The following is a 20724-nucleotide window of genomic DNA, read 5'->3' as shown; positions in this document are numbered from 1 at the left end:
AATTAAATAGGTAGTCTCCAGGAACTTTTCAGTCCCTGTAGGACTTTTCCGCATTTATTAATCTTAAAAGGAGCAACCACATTGGCTATAGAGCAGAAAGATAAGCGGATTTCTGTTTTCGACAGAATTATAGGGTTCATGCCAAAATTATATGTGATTGGAACTATTTTAATTTTTGTATATACGCTTGTTGCGATGTCTCATTTAGGTATCCAAACTTGGAATAAGCCAGAGGAAGCTGTTGGTCCGGTAATTACACAGAATCCCCCTATTTCTGAGGGCTTTGAACATACATTGATTACATTAATCATCGAGCCGATCGTAACTTCAGAATTTTATCAAATTATCTTTAACACGTTATTCCTTTACCTTGTATGGATACTGCTTTTCCTATTAGCACCGATTGCTTTTTACCGTTTAAAGCACTTTAAGTTTTTTAATATAGAAATTGAAATTGAAAAACAAGATGCAGCCGTTTATGAGGTGTTCAGCGTGAGCAGTTCGAAAATGAAATTTGCTGCGTATTTAACATCAGAGGAATATCAATTGGAAATATCAGAGGAAATTGCCAACAGCAAGGACTTTAAAACCCCCTTAATTTATACATTGGACAGTGCCATGGACTTTTATTCCAATCAATTAGGGCTTTCCTTTACCTATGATATCTATACCTTGAACCAGTTCAAGAAAGCGAAGCTGCCTAAATCCATCAAAGCGATGCTTGATAAGTCTATCCAAACCGGTGATCCGTGCATAACGAATAAAAGCAATAGTGATAGTGAATTTTACAAGAATTTTCTTCTCCATTATTTTGAAAACATGGACGGGAAATTTGTCACTGTCTTAAATAGCTATCAAACTGAATTCGATACATTTGATAAATCACTGCTTAAGATCCTGCAAAATGTCATATATGATTACTATTTGCAGTATAACTATATTTATGGTGTGAGCGAGAAAATGGAAAAAAATGAAGAGCTTTCCGATAATAAATAAAAAAACCACCCTACAAGTGGTTATTTTTTTTGGAAAGGTGATTGTTAATAATATTTTGTACAATTACATTATTTCCAATGAGCTCTGACGATTTATTTACGTGTTGTTCCCGAAAATCCATGTTCTTTATTTTCTTGGACTTTTTCCCTTTTTTWAAATTATTGAAGGCATTTAAAAAAGCTATCTGAATCACTCCCCTTATAGATTAGTATATTCATATGACGGATAAAATTTCATGAAATACCTCTATTCACAGAAAAATTTTTTGCGGTTTTAATTGTTGAAAATTACCTAAGCAAAGGAATTATAGACATTCTAGAAGAATTGATTTTAATTAGAACGAGGAATTTATAAGCACTAATTATTGATTACTACGGCTTTTTTATAAAATATAAAGATATTTTATTAAAAATATTGTATAGTTAGAATGCTGGGATTCGAACAAACATTCGTTTCTTGGTAACAGCGATTACTTCTTAGTAGGACAGGAGAGAGACAGTGAACGGTACAGCACACATGGCATTAGGGGCAACAGTTGGATTCTTAACGGCAAACACACTTCAAACAGATCCAACGACCACTTTATTCTTGGTTGGCATTGGGGGGATTTCAGGCCTTATGCCCGATATGGATATTGATGGGAAGTTAAGTAATAGGATTACTTTTTCACATAAGTTTATCCGAACGATAGCACAAACGATTGGTATATTAATGATCATTTATAGTCTTTTGGAAGGCACTGATAAGGAAAAGTGGATCGGTGTAGGAGCAGGAATCGGAATCATCATCATTTCATCATTCATGAGACAAAGGCATATGCTGACCTTGACTGGATTAGCGGTTTTAGGCGGCGGTATATCTTTGCAGGAAAGCTGGTTGTGGCTGTTAGGCGCCTATATAATCCTGGCATCCTTTACACCACATAGAAGTTATACCCATTCGATTGCCGGTATCGCTTTCTTTGGCATCATTGCTTTTCAATTCGAAGCCTTTATGGGGATTGACGGAATTTTGACTACTTGTTTATTCGGATACATAAGTCATTTAATTGCAGATTTGAAATGTTTACCTTTTAACAAACGTGGGGTAAAGTTATTTCTACCATTTTTCACAAAAGAATTTTGACAGTGGTTTTCTTACCGCTGTTTTTCCATGAGGAATAGTAAGTTTTAAAATAGGTGCTTTCAAATAGGCGGATGTTGGAAGCTTGATTCGACTTATTCTTATGTTTTATATGGTCATTCTTCCTATATCTACTAAATGTAACATATTTGTAAGGATCCTGTGATGCGAGTGATATACCCATTCTAGTATATTAGGTTTAGCAAATCACATCAGGGGGTAAAAAATTTGTTTAAGAAAATTGTCGTCGGATTGTCATTGGCTATCATGCTTGTAACCGCATCCTTTGCTGGGGACCAAGTGGAAGCTGCTTCATATCATACAAAAGCGATTAAAGTGGCTAAAAGTGAATTAGGTACAAAATATAAAATGGGTGGCATTTCTTCTTCAGGTTTTGATTGCTCAGGTTTAGTGAAGTATTCATATCAAAAGGCTGGTAAGAATTTACCAAGAACCGCCGCTGACATATATAAAAAAGGAAAGAAAGTCAAAAGCCTGCAAAAAGGTGACTTAATGTTTTTTGCACCAAATAAAGCGAAAAAACCTACACATGTGGCTATTTACATAGGAAACAATGAATTCATACACTCTGCATCATCTAAAGGAGTGTCATATGCTAAAACCAATAATAGTTATTGGAAGCCAAAGTATATTGGTGCGAAACGTATATAATAGAAGAAAATCAACCTTAATATAAAAAACTCTTTCAGTTTGTAGTCAAAAAGGTTTCGGAATGGTATCATTCCGAAACCTTTTTGATTTTTTATTGGAATTGAAGCAGTTATAAGGAAAGCATGGCATGGGTTGGACAACGAGGGGACTTATAAGAAAGCATCTTTATGACCTCAGGTTTTAATACTACTATTTTTAAAAACAAAAAAGACTGTAGGAAAAAGTGTTCTATCTAAAAGTTAAAACAAAGTAGATTGGAACAGGTGATCGAGATTCCGGCAGGAAAAACGCACCGAGGGAGGACCGCATACGGAAATCGAGTGCCTGGTGGCAACGATCAAATTTGAAAAGACCCTAAAAAATTGTAGATAATTTTCATCGAGTTTGTCTACAGTCGGTAAGAGACTTAATGAAGTCTCTTTTTTTGTATTAAAAAATGAGAGTGGCTGAGGCATGAGGACAAGACTATTATTAGTCCTGAAAAAGGGTGAATTGGTGTTTTGTTAATAGTTTAGGCTATGGTTATCCTGAACGAAGTAATCAATCATGACTGAATATACTAAGAGGATACATAGAATCTTTTTATTTGACTGGAAATGGATAGTTTAATATGCTTAGCAAACCAAACCGAGGGAGTTTTTAATTTATTTCAAAAAAATTCCCAGACAAAAATCTTGAAAGTCAAAGAAGGTCAATGTATAATAAAAACATAAAGTCAAAGAAGGTCAAAGTTTTTTGTGAAATTACCAATATTAATACTAAAGGAGGAGTACTACATGCTTTGTGAAAAATGCCATGTAAACCAAGCTAATATTCAAGTACATCTTAATATGAATGGTCAGGAGCATGAAGTTAAACTGTGCTCCACTTGTTATAAAGAAGAGCGAAGTAAACTTGGAGCAGCGATGGGGGGAATGGATACAGGGCATTTCCAATATAACGGATCCCTAAATTCATTCAATCCATTTAATTATAATGAAGTTCCTAAACCGGATTCCGTTGAACACAATGATGGCGGAGGATTGCTTGAAGAGTATGGCCGCAATCTGACCGATGTTGCTAGAGCAGGACTGATTGATCCGGTTATCGGAAGAAATGAAGAAATAAAACGTGTCATCGAAGTCCTTAATAGACGTAATAAAAATAATCCAGTTTTAATTGGTGAACCCGGAGTTGGTAAAACAGCCATTGCTGAAGGTCTGGCTTTAGCCATTGCTGAAGGTTCAGTGCCTGGTAAATTACGTAATAAGCTGGTATATATGCTTGATGTCGCGTCACTTGTTTCGAATACTGGAATTAGAGGTCAATTCGAAGAACGAATGAAGCAATTGATCAGTGAATTACAGGAAAGAAAAAATGTCATTTTATTCATCGATGAAATTCACCAACTTGTGGGTGCGGGCTCAGCCGAAGGGTCAATGGATGCAGGAAATATTTTAAAACCAGCACTTGCACGCGGGGAACTTCAGCTTGTCGGAGCCACCACTTTATCTGAATATAGGAAAATTGAAAAAGATGGTGCCCTTGAGAGACGCTTTCAGCCTGTACAGGTTAATGAGCCGACAACAGCTGAGACATTGGTCATCTTACAGGGTTTAAAAGAAAGTTATGAATCTTATCATGGAGTCACATATAGTGAGAAAGCACTAAAAGCGGCTGTTGAACTCTCGAACCGTTACATTCAAGATCGATTCTTGCCGGACAAGGCAATCGACTTGATGGATGAAGCAGGTTCCAAGTTGAACTTGACCATTGAAGACGGCCAGGTAGAACACATGAAAGAGCGCCTGGCGCAAATCTATAAAGAAAAAGAAAAGGCCTTAAAAGAAGAAGCATACGAAAAAGCTGCAGTTCTTCGTGATGAAGAAGAAAAATTGGAAAAATCTTTACAGGCTGGAGAAAATGCAGTTAAACCAACCGTTAACGTTGAAGACATTCAAAATATCATCGAACAAAAGACTGGTATTCCTGTAGGTAAGCTGCAAGAAGATGAGCAAGAAAGAATGGTCAATCTTCAAGAGGAACTTATGAAAAAGGTCATCGGGCAGGAAGAGGCTGTCAAAAAGGTTTCTAAGGCCGTCCGAAGAAGTCGTGCCGGGCTAAAATCCAAAAAACGTCCAACCGGATCTTTCCTTTTTGTTGGTCCAACAGGTGTCGGTAAAACCGAATTGGCGAAAACTCTAGCTGAGGAATTATTCGGGGACAAGGAAGCGATGATCCGTCTTGACATGAGTGAATTCATGGAGAAACATAGTGTTTCTAAATTAATCGGTTCTCCTCCTGGATACGTAGGACACGAGGAAGCGGGACAATTGACTGAAAAAGTTCGCCGCAAACCTTACAGTATTATTTTATTGGATGAAATCGAAAAGGCTCATCCAGATGTAATGCATATGTTCCTTCAAATCATGGAAGATGGCCGGTTAACGGACAGTCAAGGCAGGACAGTAGCTTTTAAAGATACAGTGATTATCATGACAAGTAACGCTGGAGTCGGTGAAAAACAAAAAGTAATGGGATTCGGTACAGGTACAAGTACTGCTGTAGAAGAAGCATCAATCCTCCAATCATTAGGCAGTTTCTTCAAACCGGAATTCCTGAACCGTTTTGATAGTATCATTGAATTCTCAGCTTTAAAGAAAGAAGATCTTCTTCAAATCGTTGATATCATGATTCAAGAACTTGATGAAACACTTGCAGCAAATGGTTTGTCTTTAGATGTAACTCATGAAGCGAAACAAAGGCTAATTGAACTCGGATATCATCCAACTTTCGGAGCGAGACCGCTCCGCCGTGTTCTTCAAGAACAGCTCGAAGACGGCATCACTGATTTTATCTTTGAGCAGCCTGAAGTTAAGAACTTCACTGCAATTGTGGAAGGTACTTCTGTGAAAATTATTAAAACACCATAAAGAGTACTAGAAATGCCTCCAAGACCGTAAAACTGTTATGGAGGCATTTTTTTATCTTTTTCAGGTTTTACTTTTTATAATGTCCATTCAAAAGGATAGCAAAGGTCCAGTCCGGAACTGGAATCACATGGAGCATTTGGTAATTTGAACTGTAAAATCCGCTTATTGAGTTCTGAATCTTCAATATAATCTGCAGTGAGGATGTTTTGAAGGGTAATATCTGCGGAATAATAGCTTACGATAAGATTCACCCTTGATTTTAAATAAAAAATTCCTGTTCTAATATGGGAATTTCAATGGAGGAATGACCTATTAAAGATTCGCTTTCTTCTTTTGAAGAGGAAAATACCAATATTCGAAAACCCGTGGACATAAAAACCGAAAACCAGTCGGAATCCCTTCCGGTTGCAAATATTAATCCAGTGAACCCGGCAGAACTAGATGAATTTTATTACTATGACGGAAAAGATTTGGGGAACTCCTATCAAAAGGATAAAACGGCATTCCGGTTATGGGCACCTCTTGCATCTGAAGCTAAACTAGTTACTTATAAACATTGGGATGATTCAGGTGGAATGGAAATTCAGATGGATCGTTCGGAAAAGGGAACCTGGACCATTGAACTTACGGGTGATCAGGATGAATTGATTTATACATATAAAGTGAAAGTGGGAGAAGTCTGGAGTGAAGCCGTAGATCCCTATGTTCGTGCAGTCACGGTAAATGGTAATAAGGGAGTCGTAATAGATTTAACGGACACGGACCCTGAAAAGTGGACACGGGATAAACCACCGCTCGACAAAGCTGAGGACGTTATCATTTATGAATTGCATACACGGGATTTGTCGATTCATCCTGAAAGTGGAATCCAACATAAAGGTAAATTCTTAGGAGTAATTGAAACCGGAACCAAAGGTCCAAAGGATGTGAAAACGGGTCTTGATCATATAAAAGATTTAGGTGTAACCCATGTGCAATTTATCCCCATATTCGATTTTGCTACTGTCAATGAAATGAAATTGAATGAACCACAATATAACTGGGGATATGATCCGAAAAATTATAACGCTCCCGAGGGCTCTTATTCGACTGACCCGTATCAACCAAAGGTCAGGATCCGGGAGTTAAAGGAAATGATCCAAGGCTTACATGATCACGGATTACGAGTAATCATGGATGTTGTATATAATCACGTTTATTCCGTGGATGATTCAAATTTTAATAAACTGGTTCCTACCTACTTTTTTCGGTATAACGGTGACGGTACCTTATCAAATGGTACTGGTGTAGGAAATGATACCGCGTCTGAACATAAAATGATGCGGAAATTCATCGTTGAATCCGTAACCTATTGGGCGAAAGAATTTAACCTTGATGGTTTTCGTTTCGATTTAATGGGAATCCATGATGTGGAAACGATGAATGAAGTGAAAAAGGCGCTGGCAGAAATTGATCCGACCCTTATTGTTTTGGGCGAAGGCTGGGATATGAACACCCCCTTGGCCCAAGAGCAGAAAGCAAATCAAAAGAATGCTTTTAAAATGCCTGGCATCGCTCATTTTAATGATGCTATCCGCGATGGTTTAAAAGGCTTTGTGATGAATGAACATGATAAAGGGTTCATTAATGGCAAACCAGGTATGGAAGATATTATAAAAAAGGGCATCGCTGGCGGTTTGAAATATGATGAAAATATCGCCACATACAAAAAACCAGATCAAGTGATCAATTATGTTGAAGCACATGATAATTATACTTTATGGGATAAGCTTCTCATCACTAATCCTGATGCGACAGAACAAACACGTAAACAGATGCATAAACTGGCTTCAGCAATTGTCTTACTGGCACAAGGAATTCCAATGATCCATGCTGGACAAGAATTTATGCGTACAAAGGGTGGGGATGAAAATAGCTATCAATCTTCTGATTGGATTAATAGGTTGGATTGGAAAAGAAGAGCGGAGTTAGATAGCGAAGTGGAGTATATGAAAGGGCTGATTTCGCTCAGGAAAAACCATTCTGTATTTAGGTTAAGCACACCGGAAGAAATTGAGGAGCATTTACAATTCATCGATGCTCCACCAAATGCAGTTGCCTTCACTCTAAAACATAAGGATTACAAAATTGCAGTGATTCATAACGCAAATTGGGACGCGATAAGCATTACACTTCCCCATGAAGGAGAATGGTCCGTTTTAGTGAATGGACAGCAGGCGGGCTTGGAAGGTATAGAAAGGATTAAAGGGAGTCAGGCAACCGTTGCCGCTTTAAGTTCGTTTGTATTGAAAATAAACTTGTAATCAATTGAACTAAAGTCGAAGTGAGAGAATGCTGTTTCTCACTTCGTTTTAGATCATTATTTGATATGAAATCTATTGACGGTATTAAATCCTCCATTATGTACTCTCACGTTTGAGAAAAAAATGTCAGGGTAGAAAATTATAAACTGGATTATATCATTTTTTATAAGGGAGCGATTATTTTTCTCAGATAAAATACATATAAAAATCAAAGGTGCCGAGGCCAGGCTGGACGGTAACCGAACGATATTACAAATGGTAACAGTAAGCTTCATGTTATCATCCTAGTTTAGGAACTATTCTATCGATATAATCCGTATCAATGCATCCTTTGCGGCCGTAGTGTTGAAGCATGCCAAGCTGACAGGCAACTGAAACATTGACTTGATTGAAGCAAAACGCCCACGTGTCATTTTGGATAATAATGTTCCAATCAATGAATCCTCATGTGTATCATGTGGACACTGTTCCACAGTTAGGTCAAGGGGGGCTTCTCAAATAGAAGCTCCTCCTTAAATATAAAAACAGTGGTTCGGAAACTGGAACCACTGTTTTTATATAGCTCGTAGACTTTTTAACTCGGATCTCTAAACGAGAGGTTTTCATTAGTGTAATACATATAAGTTATTTTTGATAAACTTGGTTTCACACCACTAGCGTAAACTGATACATGGTAAGCATGCTTTCCTGAATTATATGCTGCAATCAAACTATCAGGACTTCCTGCAAGTGCAGAAGCTACCGCAGTTGCTACTCCAGCTGGAGCAGTTGGACCACCAGCAAATACAATAGTACTTACGATATTTAACCATGTGGATCCCTTTTGATAAGCCTTTACCATTTTTCCTAATTCTGCATTTGATAGTTTAGCTTGATATGCAATAGGTTTGCTCATTTCAATAATTCTAGCTCTTGGTTGTATTTCTTCACTAAATAAATTGACTTCCACAATTGGGTTTACTGCTGTTGTAGAAGGAGTTACTTCTTTTTTTGACTCCTCTGCAAATGTGTTAGGAACACTAGAAACTACTAATAATCCTACTGTTACTATTGAAAATAAAGACTTTTTCATTTTACTCAAAATAACACTCCTTTGCTTTCTCTGAATATTTGGTATATTCTAACACTATATAAAAGAATATAGGAGGTCAAGGGAATTATGGTAAAAAAGGAGAAATCCTCTAATACTTTATGGATTGTATTTATTTCTATTTGTTTAGGTTTTGTAATAAGGATATATTCTGTTTTAAATGCAGATCAAAATTTATTTTCTGTCTACAATATAGATATATTAATTTTATTTATAGCAATAATTGGATTAATAATATTGTTAAATAATAAGAAAAAAAACAAGATATAATTTTATAATGTGTTAGTCTAAAATAAAATCAGCTATTTTATTTGACACCAGATCATCACTCCCTTTTAATATTTTTATGTAAGATTTAGAAAAGGCTTTAATCAGCAAGTAAAATCAACTCGTAAGTTCGATAATGATGAAATAGAAAAGGGTTCTTATCTAGAATTAGATAAGAACCTTTTCTATTCCCTGTCCATGCCTTGATAGGGCTGTCTTGATTTACCTTTACCTTTGCCCTTAACCTGTTGCTGGTGAAGACTTTGTTCTAATTGCATGTCCCTTCCTGCCTGTTCAACGCCATTCATAATTCCCTCTAATAGGCCGAGGCCCTTACTTGTGAGTGAATCTGATCTTTAAATGCAGGAACTCTAGCTTTCATTCCCCCTAAAGTATGGAACTGTTTTCAAGGTCCTTTCTTCCAGAAACGCCTTCTTTCTTCATCGAATCTTGGGAGTTTTCCCGTGTTGAAATAGCCTGTTCATATTCTTGTTTAGCTAATTTTGAAACAAGCAATTTCCCTTTGGAGAAAGGATTGTTCTCGATTTTTTCAACAACGGCATGATGTTTTTCATATTTTTTCAAATAGCCTTCAGCTCGGTGTAACCGTGACCGGTGCTGATTCACACGATCCAATTCACCATGGGAGCCTTTGAATTTCTTCTTTACGGTTATGGAGCATTTCAGGACGTTCAGGATATTAATGAAGTCACTTGACGCACAAAAGCGTTCTGATGGGCAGTCTCAGCCTTTTTTAAGACGTCTCTTTCACGATTGATTTGTCCACGTGTCTGTCGATTTTTTCCAGGAGTCCAGGATACTCTGTGTGATGTTGACTTTGCACCTGGTGAAATTCTTTTTCGGTATGGAAGCCAAGCTTTTTACGGTAGCTATGTAGCTTTTTATCACGTAATGTTATTTGGTCTTCCGCCTTGAAAATTTCTAGTTCGGATTGTTCCTTTGTCATTCGATTTTCCTTTAATTTAAAGGGATTCATCCAATTGATTGTTTCCAATTGTTGCTGTGCTTGCTGGCGTTGATTTTCAAATAGGTGAATCCAACGGTAGGTTTCTGAAGCGCTTCTGATGGTTTCATCTTTCCATCGAATCTGTTGGTCATCCTTATTCACTTGATTCTCCCACTAATCGAGCTCTTTACGCTTTACAAAGATTTCTTTCAAGGTAGGTTCACGATCTATGTTCAAAAGCTTAGAAGCTTCTTTTAAATGAGCACGTTCTGCAGGTGTGTTGAAGCGTTCGGATTGTTGCCGTTGTTCTTGTTTTCGTGCTTTTTCTTGTTCCAGGGCTTTCTTTTCTTCCCGGTATGTTTGAAGATCCACAACAAGACGATTGTATTCTTGGCGATCACGATTGATCGTTCCTCGGTCCGTTTGGACCCCGCGCATCTCCATTTCATGGGAAACGTGGCCAAGATGGACCGTTGGAAAAATAATCAGGTTTCGTTTTGCATGGGATTCATGGGAGATACGGTCTTGAATGCCTTCTCGTTCTAAGGATTGATTCGCATGTTCTGCCCACTGTTCAAGCCATTGCTGCAGCAACTCTTTTTTGTTCCAGTCCCGATTTTTAACGGTGAATCCTTCTTTGGAAATTTCGCGAGTGGTCAACATGACATGCGCATGAGGATTTTTCGTCTCGGTGAATCGCTACATCGGCAATCATGCCTTGATCGACGAATTCTTTTTGCACATACCCACGAATTAACTCAGCTTGTTCTTGATGGGATAATTCTCTAGGTAACGCGATGTTCATTTCTCTAGCCACTTGTGAGTTTTTTCTTGTTTCCCAAAAAGCCGGCCTTACGGCCAAAAATATCAACCAACAAAAAATCATGGTCCAAGACGAGCCAACATTGGATATATCCGTGGATGATTGTCCAGGGGAAAACGGATTGATCTGTTTTCAAGTGTCGATTCTTCCTGAAAAACCTGAAAAAAAGGAAACATCCAAGCCTGTAAAGATCCAAGTAGCAGAAAATAAACAGAAGCAAATAAATTGAAAACCTTTTTATTATTTTTATGAGTCCTTATCATGATACGAAGACCCTTATCATATCAATTAAAGGAGATTTATGTACCTTTTGTGAATTATCTTGTAGAAAGTGCATCCCATAACATAAAATGGAAGTATCAAAAATATTCAAGGAGTGTATAAATGAAGACTAAATTAATGACCATGACTTTTGGGATCTGTTGTTCTTTATTACTTTCAGGCTGTTCGAGTGAAGGAGAAAGTGTTGTTCAAAAAGAAAGCAGTCATGAAGGACACCCAGCACATACAGTATCCGGTGACCTTCAGGAAGAGACAGGCAGTAAGGACATAGCACCGGATTTCTTATCTGAAAAACCAGAAGAAATGAAGACGATCTATTTAGCTGTTGCTCAAAATAAAGATTTACTAGAAAAAATACCTTGTTACTGTGGTTGCGGGGAATCAGCGAACCATAAAAACAATTACGATTGTTTTATCCATGAGAATAAGAAAAATGGGGAAGTGGTTTGGGATGACCACGGGACAAGATGTGGAGTTTGCCTAGAAATAGCTGCACAATCCATTTTAGATTGGAATGAAGGTATGAGCATTAAAGATATCCGGAATAAAGTGGATGAAAAATACAAAAGTGGATATGCCAAACCGACACCAACCCCTGAGGTTTAAGGATTTGAAAGGTAATAATAAGTGTTTTCTAGCATAGAAGTAGTTCAAGAACCAGACAGACATCTTAACAAAAAATGGTGCAGTTCAGTTCAAAGTCAGGCAAATACGTTGTTCTAGACGGCAACGTGGAAAAAATCTACAGTTATAACCTAACAAAAAAAGGAAGTTGTCTACTGTTATCATAACGTTGGCAGTGATAGTAATACCCGAGGTGTCACTTCAGGAGTGATTTTGTACTATAAGTAAATATAAAAAAGTCCAATTTCTCAGCATTAAAATTGAGAAATTGGACTTTTTATCGTTACTCCGGAAAAGTGCCCGATTACAGAAGATCTTAACTACGAACATTTCTTTTACGATGTTTCAATAAACTGCTTTATGCTTCCCCTATTCCAATGCCAAGTAGAATTATATAAGGGAGCCGAATAAAGTACAAACTGGAACCTAAACATGCAAATAAAAACAGGTATTGTAATATATTCCAAGTTAATATATACTACATTACAACAGTAATGCACCACATCTGAAGGAGGCGGAAACAATTCTAAATACGGATAGTACTAAGCCTATTTATGTGCAAATTGCAGATTGGATTGAATCGGAAATTTTAAATGGCCATTTTGAAAGTGACGAAAAGGTGTACTCACAATACCAATTAGCTGAAATGTATACGATCAATCCTGCAACTGCAGCAAAGGGCCTTAATCTTCTGGTGGACGAAAATATCCTGTATAAAAAGCGAGGACTTGGTATGTTTGTCGCTGGTGATGCAAAAGAAATCATCATCTATAAACGAAAAAACCAAACATTGAAGCGATTAGTACGGGAGTTGGTTATAGAAGCTAATCAATTACAAATAAGTGAAATAGAATTAATCAAAATGATAAAAGTGGCAAATAATCAGGAGGCTGAACAATGAGGGTGATTGAATGTACGGATTTAACGAAAACTTATTTAAGGAAAAATATTTTAGATAAGCTCTCTTTTTCAATTGAAGAAAATAAAATAACGGGATTAATTGGTCGAAATGGAGTTGGAAAAACGACCTTACTTAAAATTATTGCTGGGTTCATCAAAGAAACGTCAGGACAGGTCAAGGTTTTTTCTGAAAGACCATATAACAGCCTGAACGTCTCTATAAACTCTATCTTTGTGGACGACCAAATGAGTTTTCCACCAGCCATACCACTTGGTGAAATATTAACAGTGGCGGGGAACTTCTATCCAAATTGGGATGGGAAATTAGCTAAGCGCTTGCTTGACTATTTTTCTTTTGATCCAAAATCTTATCATAATCGGCTTTCGAAAGGAAAAACAAGTACCTTTAATATGGTTATCGGCTTAGCATCCCGTTGTCCGTTAACAATTTTTGATGAACCAACTACAGGAATGGATGCGGCAGTAAGAAAGGACTTCTATCGAGCATTGCTTAAGGATTATATTGCTTATCCACGTACTATTATTCTATCTAGCCATCACTTGGATGAAATTGAGGATTTACTGGAAGAAGTGCTACTCATTAAAGCTGGGAAGAAACATTTCCAAATGTCAATCTCTGAGTTAAAGGAATGGGCAATCGGATTAAAAGGAACAACGGAAGAAGTACTTAATTTAACGAGTGGAAAGGAAATCCTTTTTAAGGAATACTTAGGTGTGAATACGATGTATGCGGTTATAAAAAATGATTTTTCTGAGTCCTTACTTAATAAAGCTCGAATTGTAGGAGTGGAAATCTTACCCGTTAAATCAAGTGACTTATGTGTTTACTTAACCAGTGAAACGAAAGGAGGAATTGATGATGTCTTTAACAAAAGTTAATTTGAGGAAAACGATAAAAAAACAATACTTTTTTAAGCTAAAAGCAAATATAGATGCTTTTAGTTCACTCATTGGAATCCAGTTATTAGCACTTCTCTTTTCAATTGGTGGTGTTGGCTCAGCTGGAATGGGAGGAAGCAACATTAGTGTTAATATAAAATACTATTCTGCAGATTTAGTCATTGGTTTCACACTGATATGGGCTTTCGTTACAGCGATTACAATAACTGCGAAACCATACAGAAATCATGATTTTACTTTCGTAACCAATCGCCTTAGTAGTAGTCTATCGAATATTCTCTTTTTATTAACGTCAAGTATCGTTGGGAGCATCACTGCCATTCTGGCTGGGAATTTGTTGGAAGTCTTAGCTTATATTTTTCTTGATGAGCGGATTTATGGCGTTCATGCTGGGCTACAAGAACTTGTTATGGGTATAGGTGTAACAATTTTTTATGTTTTCTTCGTTACCTCCATTGGCTACTTTATTGGGACACTAGTCCAAGTAAGTAAATTGTTTATCATTCTTATTTCTGTTTTGTTATTTGGAACACTATTTCTTGAGGCCTCAATGCAAAAAGAGCCTTTTCTCGTAAGCGTATTTACATTTTATACGATGGAATCGACGCTTTCTCTATTTATTATTAAGGTGGTTGTAACGGTTGCTGTATTTTTTACAGCTGCTATAAGCATCTTGAATCGAATGGAGGTAAGACGATGACCGTTATGAAAGCAATATTGCCGTTAGTCATTCTAATTCTTATATTTGGTGTTTTCATTTTTATGGTTAGGTTTGCCGGAAAATTTGCAACTCCCAAAGTAACTCACTGGCTTCTCTTCATCTATATTGGCGTACTACTTCTCGGCACGGCTTTTGTCCCTTTCATCATTGATGATTCGATGAGTCAGAAAGGAATGGAAAAAGTGGTGGATACAGACCGGGAATTAAGTGATATATATTCGAATCTTAATAAGGGAGAGATCGACCAGGTTGATGCTGAGTATTTAATGAAAGAAAGGAACTTTAGTAATTACCGAAATCAAACAATAAAGGTCAAATCTAGTAACGATGACGGTTCGCAGATTTTTGTAGAAAGAAAGACAAATAACGATGACACGATTGAAGCCTTCGTTTTTGGCAATGGATTAATAATAGACGGTTATGATTTTTCTAGAAAACTGAAGCCTTATCATCTCGAGTTAATGGATGATACCCTTACCATTAATCTTCCTCAACAACAAGATATTAATCTTATAATAACTAAAGCTGATTTTCCAATACGACAATTTACAGGTGAATCGATCTTAAATCCATCTTTCAGTACCGACCAAGTCGTTTATTTACGAATACCCAATAATCTTGAGTTAATAGCTGATGATCATGTCTTTCTTGAATTTATTGAGAAGTAAACGAATGGTTGAGAGATTTTCATCTCTTTGCATGGAATACAACCATGTTATAAAGTTTGTTTGAGAGTACAGAAAATCAAAGACTTATGAAAAAACGAAGAAATTAAAAAAGTGATAAAGGTTAAGGCAGGACCCTTAACCCTAATAGATAAAAACGGAGTTGTTTTGTGAAATATCAATAAGATTATGGGGATTTCTCTAACAGGTATAACCATCATCTAATCCATACTGAAATGCAAGTCATCATAATGATGAAGGAACAGATCTATATTATTCTATGGATTATTATAATGCATTATAAAAGGTAGAAAACACTTTACGAACGTTCGTGTAAAAAGCCATTAACAGAAAGTGTTAATATATATCTAAAATAGTAAAAAATGCTCTGGGTTTGTGTCACCAGAGCATTTTCTATTTTAAAGATAGTATTTGTGATAGTAGTAAGAAAGAGCAGAGAAACGACTTAAGGGTCAAGTTTTTAAAGGGGAAAGGAAATGTTCTTTAATTGTGCAAGTAACACATTCAGAACGAGTGGATGGGTGTATAAAAAAATAGAGTGGTTTGAATCATGAACCTGTTTTATAAAATTAAGTACGGATAAATTTTATAGAATAGGGACATACTTTAATAGCCCAGATGAGATTTAATGGATATACGGATATGGAGTAGACAGGAGAGAGTTGTTTTATTCTTATTGAAGGTGTAAAACCATTACCGCCAAAAGATGTTCATTTGCAGCCCACACCTACCTACATTCCTATACCCGTTAATATGGACCCCGAAATACAAATATCCATTAAAGTGAACCGGATTGCCACTATACAATTAACTGCTTATATTATAGAAATCAAATCACTCTTAAAACTACTCATAATAAGGTAAATAGAAGGAGGAAACCATGCAGAATCCTGAGAACTTCTTTAGTGAACAAGAAATTTGTATGCACTTTGATACGGGGTCCGAACTGTTTGGTGGAGCGATCATTCCTCCAATATTCGGGAATTCTTGATTTGTCTACCCCACACATGAAGAGTTTGTCAAAGCAGAAAATGAGCAACAAAATCATTATGTATATACACGAGGGACTAACCCAACTGTTGAAATCGCCGAAAAAAAATTAGCTGCATTGGAGCAGGGCGAACAGTCCACAATGGATCTGTTAACTTATTTGCAGAAGTTTGGGATTAACCATTCAGTTGTTTACTCGACTGTAAAGAAAGATATCGAGAGAGCTATCATGCCAAATACAAAATTAATATACCTGGAAAATCCGACAGATTTGAATCTCCAACTTGTCGATCTTAAGGTTATTGGTGATATGGCAAGGTCTTGTGGTGTTCGTACGATCATTGATAATACATGGGCCACCCCCCTCTTTCAAAAGCCTTTAACTTATGGGATTGATATTGTAGTTCATTCCGCATCTAAATACTTAGGAGGACATAGTGACTTGTTAGGCGGTGCATTAATTACTAGTGGTGAAGTAATGAAGGATCTTTTTAATAAGGAGTATTTATTGTTTGGTGGAACGATGGGGCCGCGCGAAGCCTCTCTATTGTTGCGAGGATTGCAAACATTGCCATTACGTATGAAAGTACATCAAGAAAACGCTAAGCAAATCGCAGGTTTCCTTTCTTCCCATCCAGCTGTATCAAGGGTAAATTACCCTGGACTTCACTCGCCGCGTAATACAGAAATAAATAATCAACAGCTAACTGGCTTCTCGGGTTTATTGACTTTCGAACTTAAAAGTGCAAATTATGAAGCAGTAAAGGAAGTGATAAACAAAGTAAGGATCTTTAAAATTGGCGTGTCCTGGGGTTCTTTCGAGAGTCTTATTATGTCTCCAAACTTAGGTAATAATGCTGACAATCTAATCAAGGAACATGTAAGCCATGGGTTAATTCGTCTCTCTGTAGGAATGGAACCAGCGGAAAAATTAATTGCAGATCTTGAACAAGCACTAGATTTATGAGATCTTTGTTTGCAGGATAACCTGAAATGTATCATCCTTTTGACACTGGAATGGGGAATTACTTAAGTAATAACTGGCATTTGTGTATGCGATCTATTTTTTATAATTGCTGTTAGAGATGGATTTTTTCCCATATGGATTTATTAATGTTTTAATGGGATACTTCCAATAAACAAAAAAATGTAAAGGAGATATCCATTTGACATTAATCCGACTAGGTTATGTAGCCATGAGTACTCAYGTGCCAAACTGTTCACCATCGCAAACGATGACTTTTGCTCAGTTTTCGAAAATTAAGGACAAAGATGCGGCGATAAGGAAACTTGAACGCATTTCGATTTCCAATCTTCATAATTGTTGGCGTTTACTGATACATAACGAAGCTAATAATATTCAATTCTTTAGACTTTCTTCTAAACTCATACCTTTAGCCAATCATCCAGAAATCCCAGAGTGGGATTACATAGATCCTATTTTGGAGGAACTTTCCAAATTAAAATCATTTATTACAAATCATCCAAAAATAAGGATAGATTTCCACCCAGATCATTACGTCATCTTGAATAGTTCAAATATAGATATACTGAAGACATCATTAAGAACATTAAGGATGCATTATACTTTATTGGAGAAAATGGGGATTAACCCTGAGCATCGCTGTGTTCTGCATGTTGGCGGCGGTTATGGCGAACATGTACAGGCTTTGGAGCAGTTTATTCATAATTGGGGGTTGATTCCTGAATCGATTCAAAGAATGGTCATTCTAGAGAATGATGATACTACTTTTACTTTGACGGAAACACTTTACTTATGTGAGAAATTGGGGATTCCTATAGTTTTTGATTATCACCATTACCTCGCACATCGGTTACCAAGTGAAAATTGGAAAGATCATTGGGACCGAATATTAAATACCTGGAGTAATTCCAAACTGCCTCCTAAAATGCATATTTCAAGTCCAAGGTCCGATAAAGAATTTCGAGCACATGCTGACTTTGTGGATACAGGAATCTTCATGGATTTTTTGCAACAAATTAAGGGGAGTTTACCACAATTGGATTGTATGATTGAAGCAAAACAAAAGGACGGAGCACTTTTCCAGTTGATGGATCAGCTGCAAGTTTACAAAGATATAGAGATCATTGATGGAGCCAGTTTTTATATTCATTAATAAATTGAGGTGATTTGATAAAGAGGGTGCATAAGATTCTCTTTATCAAATGTAATAAAAAATAATTGAAGACCTTGTTTACATAACATAGTTATGGTGAATCGAATTGATTTTATAAAAATGAACAATATAATTAAATGATAGAAATATTCAAAAGTATACATTAACTTACAAAAATATTAAAAAAGACAAAAAAACGAGCTTCATATTTAGTTTTTAAAGCCGTTGTTTTAAATCCATAGAGTCATTAATCAAAACTGTCTTAAAAGCGCTATATGGCTCTATACAGACGTTTAAAGGACGTTGGCAGATTTTAAGGGCTTATTGGGTGATTTCGCAAGAATATTCCGAATGTAACAAAGGACCTCTATTGATACATTCGAAATCGCGTTAAATCAAGGTTTACAAGGGTATTGAAATTAAAAAAACTTGCCTTTTTTTCTCCTGTTCACGTACAATGAAAGAAGGGGAAAGGGGAATGAGTCATTCATGCAAGCGACCTCTCAAAGAATCAAGAATGTCCAGCCGATACGCCGGCTCGATCACATAGAAAAGATGAAAAAGTCACTATTAAAATATTGCAGCTACAGGGATTATATGATGTTTTCAATTGGGATAAATATCGGTTTGCGTATAGGGGATCTTTTACAATTGCGAGTGAAAGATATCCTAGAAGGCACGCATATAGTCATTGTGGAGCAAAAGACAGATAAAATTAAACGGTTCATCGTCAATCCTCAACTTCGTAAGGAAGTAAAGAAGTATGTCCGGAAAATGAACCTGAATAATGAACAATATTTATTTCCAAGTCGAAAAGGGAATGGACCGATCACTAGGGTACAAGCCTACCGGATCTTGAACAAAGCAGCTGAAATGGCAGACATTCCGGATGTAGGTACACATACCTTAAGAAAAACTTTCGGTTATTTGCATTACCAAAAATTCAAGGATATCGCATTACTGCAGCAAATCCTAAATCACTCCAATCCAAAAGATACGATGATTTACATAGGTCTTACACAAGATTTAATGGACGAAACATTAATGGATTTCTATTATTAACTGACCGGGCCGATTTATAGCCGACCAGTTTTACTCAGTTTGTTATTGGTTACCACATTCCTATAATAGGGAGGTATTCCAGCGAAAACATTATTTCGATATAACTGGATGGTTAAAGAAGACTGGTCTTTAATCGGAGAGGTGAAAGAGGAAGAGCTTCTCCGTTCAACAACTAGCGGAGTGGGGGGCATAATCCAAACACTTTTCCATTTAGCAAGGGAAAAAAACTCACTGAGAGTTTTGGAAATTACAAGAGTTTGGATCAAGTATTGAAATTGGACGCTGTTTTTCGTACGGAAGTGAAGGGCTTTGTATACAAGCGGACTATCGATAACAACCTGGTAAGTTGGTGAATGAAGGGCATTTTATTAGTCTCCATATTTACTTTGCGGTCCAGAGCAAGAACCATGTCATTAAGTCTTGTTGAACAACTAATGAATTAGCGGATCTCAGAAATGAATAAACAGGCCTCATTAAGTAGTTACCATAATATAATTATGGTAACTACTATTCCTGATTTATTCTACTATTCATAAAAAAACCTATAATTATAGGGTTCCAGACTGTAGACAATCTTCAACTAAAGAAAGGTTTTTCTTTTTTTAATGGACTCTGGCAATCAACGCCAATGTTGAATAATATTTATCAAAGTACAAGAAGGAGAGGATGCTCTGTCTTTTAAAACTAAATTTCGTGAAAATCCTTATTTTAGAGGAAGAATCTCAGGGGAAATTCAATATTATAAAAAGGCATTCTGTTGAGGAATGCCTCAGTTTGTAGACAAAAGGGGTTCGGAATTAAAAAATTCCGAACCCCTTTTTGAGATTCCCTTTGAATTTTTGCCTGAAGTTAGGAGATTGGGGCTCTACGAGCCCACTATGTTAGGCCATTTTTGGACCTCGCCATGTCCAATTGGCCATCTTCTTTAAATTAATGGCAGCGAAAGTAAGCATCGCCTGCATCGACAATTTTTTAAGTCCCCTTAAAGTTGTCCAACGCATACCATGCTTTTCTTTYGCATCTGCGAATACACGCTCAATCGTTTCTTTACGTTTCGCATATATAGTTTTTACATCTTGATGATGACGCAGATGATCTGCTTCTTCCACATGTGTTTGCCAAATATGCCGTGTCACCACTTTTTGATGGTCTTTGCTTTCTGTACACTGAGATAAAAATGAGCATGTCGCACAAGTGTGTTTGGGTGATTTATACTCGCGATAGCCCTCTTTATTGGTTGTTGAGTAC

At 36.7% G+C, this 20724-nt stretch carries 18 protein-coding genes and 3 pseudogenes; 15 read left to right on the top strand and 6 right to left on the bottom strand.

The window, feature by feature from the left end; all coding sequences use genetic code 11:
• The first annotated feature begins 138 nt into the window (after positions 1 to 138).
• The 6 genes and pseudogenes from AC1DVK_RS19000 to AC1DVK_RS18975 all read left to right on the top strand — a co-directional run.
• Positions 139 to 996 carry a hypothetical protein gene (locus AC1DVK_RS19000; RefSeq protein ID WP_477627123.1) on the top strand — a complete coding sequence of 286 codons (858 nt, stop codon included), beginning with the start codon at positions 139 to 141 and terminating at the stop codon, positions 994 to 996.
• A gap of 498 nt (positions 997 to 1494) precedes the next feature.
• Entirely contained in the window at positions 1495 to 2121 is a 627-nt protein-coding gene (locus AC1DVK_RS18995) for a metal-dependent hydrolase (protein ID WP_377406093.1), read from the top strand.
• Positions 2122 to 2346: 225 nt separating this feature from the next.
• Complete coding sequence (locus AC1DVK_RS18990) at positions 2347 to 2790, top strand: C40 family peptidase (RefSeq protein ID WP_286140782.1); 444 nt, start codon at positions 2347 to 2349, stop codon at positions 2788 to 2790.
• Positions 2791 to 3566: 776 nt separating this feature from the next.
• Positions 3567 to 5702, top strand: coding sequence for an ATP-dependent Clp protease ATP-binding subunit (locus AC1DVK_RS18985; protein ID WP_410862159.1), 2136 nt, complete (start codon positions 3567 to 3569; stop codon positions 5700 to 5702).
• A gap of 311 nt (positions 5703 to 6013) precedes the next feature.
• Positions 6014 to 8005, top strand: a pseudogene (gene pulA / locus AC1DVK_RS18980) (type I pullulanase); the annotation flags it as partial.
• Positions 8006 to 8304: 299 nt separating this feature from the next.
• A pseudogene (locus AC1DVK_RS18975) lies at positions 8305 to 8482 on the top strand (hypothetical protein); the annotation flags it as partial.
• Between the two features lie 97 nt (positions 8483 to 8579).
• Here AC1DVK_RS18975 and AC1DVK_RS18970 read toward each other — a convergent pair.
• From AC1DVK_RS18970 to AC1DVK_RS18950, 5 genes and pseudogenes are all read right to left on the bottom strand, one after another.
• On the bottom strand, positions 8580 to 9086 hold the full coding sequence (locus AC1DVK_RS18970; RefSeq protein ID WP_477627122.1) for a hypothetical protein: 507 nt from the start codon (positions 9084 to 9086) through the stop codon (positions 8580 to 8582).
• Positions 9087 to 9547: 461 nt separating this feature from the next.
• The gene (locus tag AC1DVK_RS18965; protein ID WP_477627121.1) at positions 9548 to 9670 is read right to left on the bottom strand and encodes a hypothetical protein; all 123 of its coding nucleotides are present in this window, start codon (positions 9668 to 9670) and stop codon (positions 9548 to 9550) included.
• A 79-nt stretch (positions 9671 to 9749) separates the two neighbouring features.
• Positions 9750 to 9998, bottom strand: coding sequence for a hypothetical protein (locus AC1DVK_RS18960; RefSeq protein WP_477627120.1), 249 nt, complete (start codon positions 9996 to 9998; stop codon positions 9750 to 9752).
• 118 nt (positions 9999 to 10116) lie between these two features.
• Positions 10117 to 10491 carry a hypothetical protein gene (locus AC1DVK_RS18955; protein WP_477627119.1) on the bottom strand — a complete coding sequence of 125 codons (375 nt, stop codon included), beginning with the start codon at positions 10489 to 10491 and terminating at the stop codon, positions 10117 to 10119.
• Positions 10492 to 10503: 12 nt separating this feature from the next.
• Positions 10504 to 11134 (bottom strand): annotated as a pseudogene (locus tag AC1DVK_RS18950) (MobA/MobL family protein).
• Between AC1DVK_RS18950 and AC1DVK_RS18945 the strand changes: the two are divergent.
• From AC1DVK_RS18945 to AC1DVK_RS18905, 9 genes are all read left to right on the top strand, one after another.
• On the top strand, positions 11127 to 11381 hold the full coding sequence (locus tag AC1DVK_RS18945) for a hypothetical protein (protein WP_410862190.1): 255 nt from the start codon (positions 11127 to 11129) through the stop codon (positions 11379 to 11381). The pseudogene AC1DVK_RS18950 and the gene AC1DVK_RS18945 sit on opposite strands and share 8 nt — an antisense overlap.
• Positions 11382 to 11536: 155 nt before the next feature.
• Entirely contained in the window at positions 11537 to 12040 is a 504-nt protein-coding gene (locus tag AC1DVK_RS18940) for a PCYCGC motif-containing (lipo)protein (RefSeq protein ID WP_061463270.1), read from the top strand.
• A gap of 574 nt (positions 12041 to 12614) precedes the next feature.
• On the top strand, positions 12615 to 12959 hold the full coding sequence (locus tag AC1DVK_RS18935) for a GntR family transcriptional regulator (protein WP_477627118.1): 345 nt from the start codon (positions 12615 to 12617) through the stop codon (positions 12957 to 12959).
• On the top strand, positions 12956 to 13858 hold the full coding sequence (locus tag AC1DVK_RS18930) for an ATP-binding cassette domain-containing protein (RefSeq protein WP_477627117.1): 903 nt from the start codon (positions 12956 to 12958) through the stop codon (positions 13856 to 13858). The genes AC1DVK_RS18935 and AC1DVK_RS18930 overlap by 4 nt, the downstream gene beginning before the upstream one ends.
• Positions 13839 to 14579: a hypothetical protein gene (locus tag AC1DVK_RS18925; protein ID WP_477627116.1), complete on the top strand. Its 741-nt coding sequence runs from the start codon at positions 13839 to 13841 to the stop codon at positions 14577 to 14579. Before AC1DVK_RS18930 ends, AC1DVK_RS18925 begins: the two co-directional genes overlap by 20 nt.
• The gene (locus AC1DVK_RS18920) at positions 14576 to 15268 is read left to right on the top strand and encodes a hypothetical protein (protein WP_477627115.1); all 693 of its coding nucleotides are present in this window, start codon (positions 14576 to 14578) and stop codon (positions 15266 to 15268) included. Before AC1DVK_RS18925 ends, AC1DVK_RS18920 begins: the two co-directional genes overlap by 4 nt.
• A gap of 1150 nt (positions 15269 to 16418) precedes the next feature.
• Positions 16419 to 17243: a trans-sulfuration enzyme family protein gene (locus tag AC1DVK_RS18915; protein ID WP_477627114.1), complete on the top strand. Its 825-nt coding sequence runs from the start codon at positions 16419 to 16421 to the stop codon at positions 17241 to 17243.
• Positions 17244 to 17442: 199 nt separating this feature from the next.
• Positions 17443 to 18414 (top strand): UV DNA damage repair endonuclease UvsE, encoded by a 972-nt coding sequence (gene uvsE / locus AC1DVK_RS18910; RefSeq protein ID WP_089362277.1) that lies wholly within the window; start codon positions 17443 to 17445, stop codon positions 18412 to 18414.
• A gap of 489 nt (positions 18415 to 18903) precedes the next feature.
• Positions 18904 to 19476, top strand: coding sequence for a site-specific integrase (locus AC1DVK_RS18905; RefSeq protein WP_260398842.1), 573 nt, complete (start codon positions 18904 to 18906; stop codon positions 19474 to 19476).
• A gap of 881 nt (positions 19477 to 20357) precedes the next feature.
• Here AC1DVK_RS18905 and AC1DVK_RS18900 read toward each other — a convergent pair.
• Positions 20358 to 20724 (bottom strand): transposase (locus tag AC1DVK_RS18900; RefSeq protein ID WP_477627113.1); only part of this gene is annotated, 367 nt, incomplete at its 5' end.

This window comes from Peribacillus sp. P4_B1, from assembly GCF_056402395.1.
This window is presented reverse-complemented; position numbering and strand designations above follow the sequence as displayed.

Bases quoted from the DNA above. Each gene is read 5' to 3' on its own strand.
- AC1DVK_RS18920 (WP_477627115.1), top strand. From the start codon at position 14,576: ATGACCGTTATGAAAGCAATATTGCCGTTAGTCATTCTAATTCTTATA.
- AC1DVK_RS18905 (WP_260398842.1), top strand. From the start codon at position 18,904: ATGCAAGCGACCTCTCAAAGAATCAAGAATGTCCAGCCGATACGCCGG.
- AC1DVK_RS18945 (WP_410862190.1), top strand. From the start codon at position 11,127: ATGTTCATTTCTCTAGCCACTTGTGAGTTTTTTCTTGTTTCCCAAAAA.
- AC1DVK_RS18915 (WP_477627114.1), top strand. From the start codon at position 16,419: ATGGATCTGTTAACTTATTTGCAGAAGTTTGGGATTAACCATTCAGTT.
- AC1DVK_RS18940 (WP_061463270.1), top strand. From the start codon at position 11,537: ATGAAGACTAAATTAATGACCATGACTTTTGGGATCTGTTGTTCTTTA.
- AC1DVK_RS18965 (WP_477627121.1), bottom strand. From the start codon at position 9,670: ATGAATGGCGTTGAACAGGCAGGAAGGGACATGCAATTAGAACAAAGT.
- AC1DVK_RS18930 (WP_477627117.1), top strand. From the start codon at position 12,956: ATGAGGGTGATTGAATGTACGGATTTAACGAAAACTTATTTAAGGAAA.
- AC1DVK_RS18925 (WP_477627116.1), top strand. From the start codon at position 13,839: ATGTCTTTAACAAAAGTTAATTTGAGGAAAACGATAAAAAAACAATAC.
- AC1DVK_RS19000 (WP_477627123.1), top strand. From the start codon at position 139: ATGCCAAAATTATATGTGATTGGAACTATTTTAATTTTTGTATATACG.
- AC1DVK_RS18985 (WP_410862159.1), top strand. From the start codon at position 3,567: ATGCTTTGTGAAAAATGCCATGTAAACCAAGCTAATATTCAAGTACAT.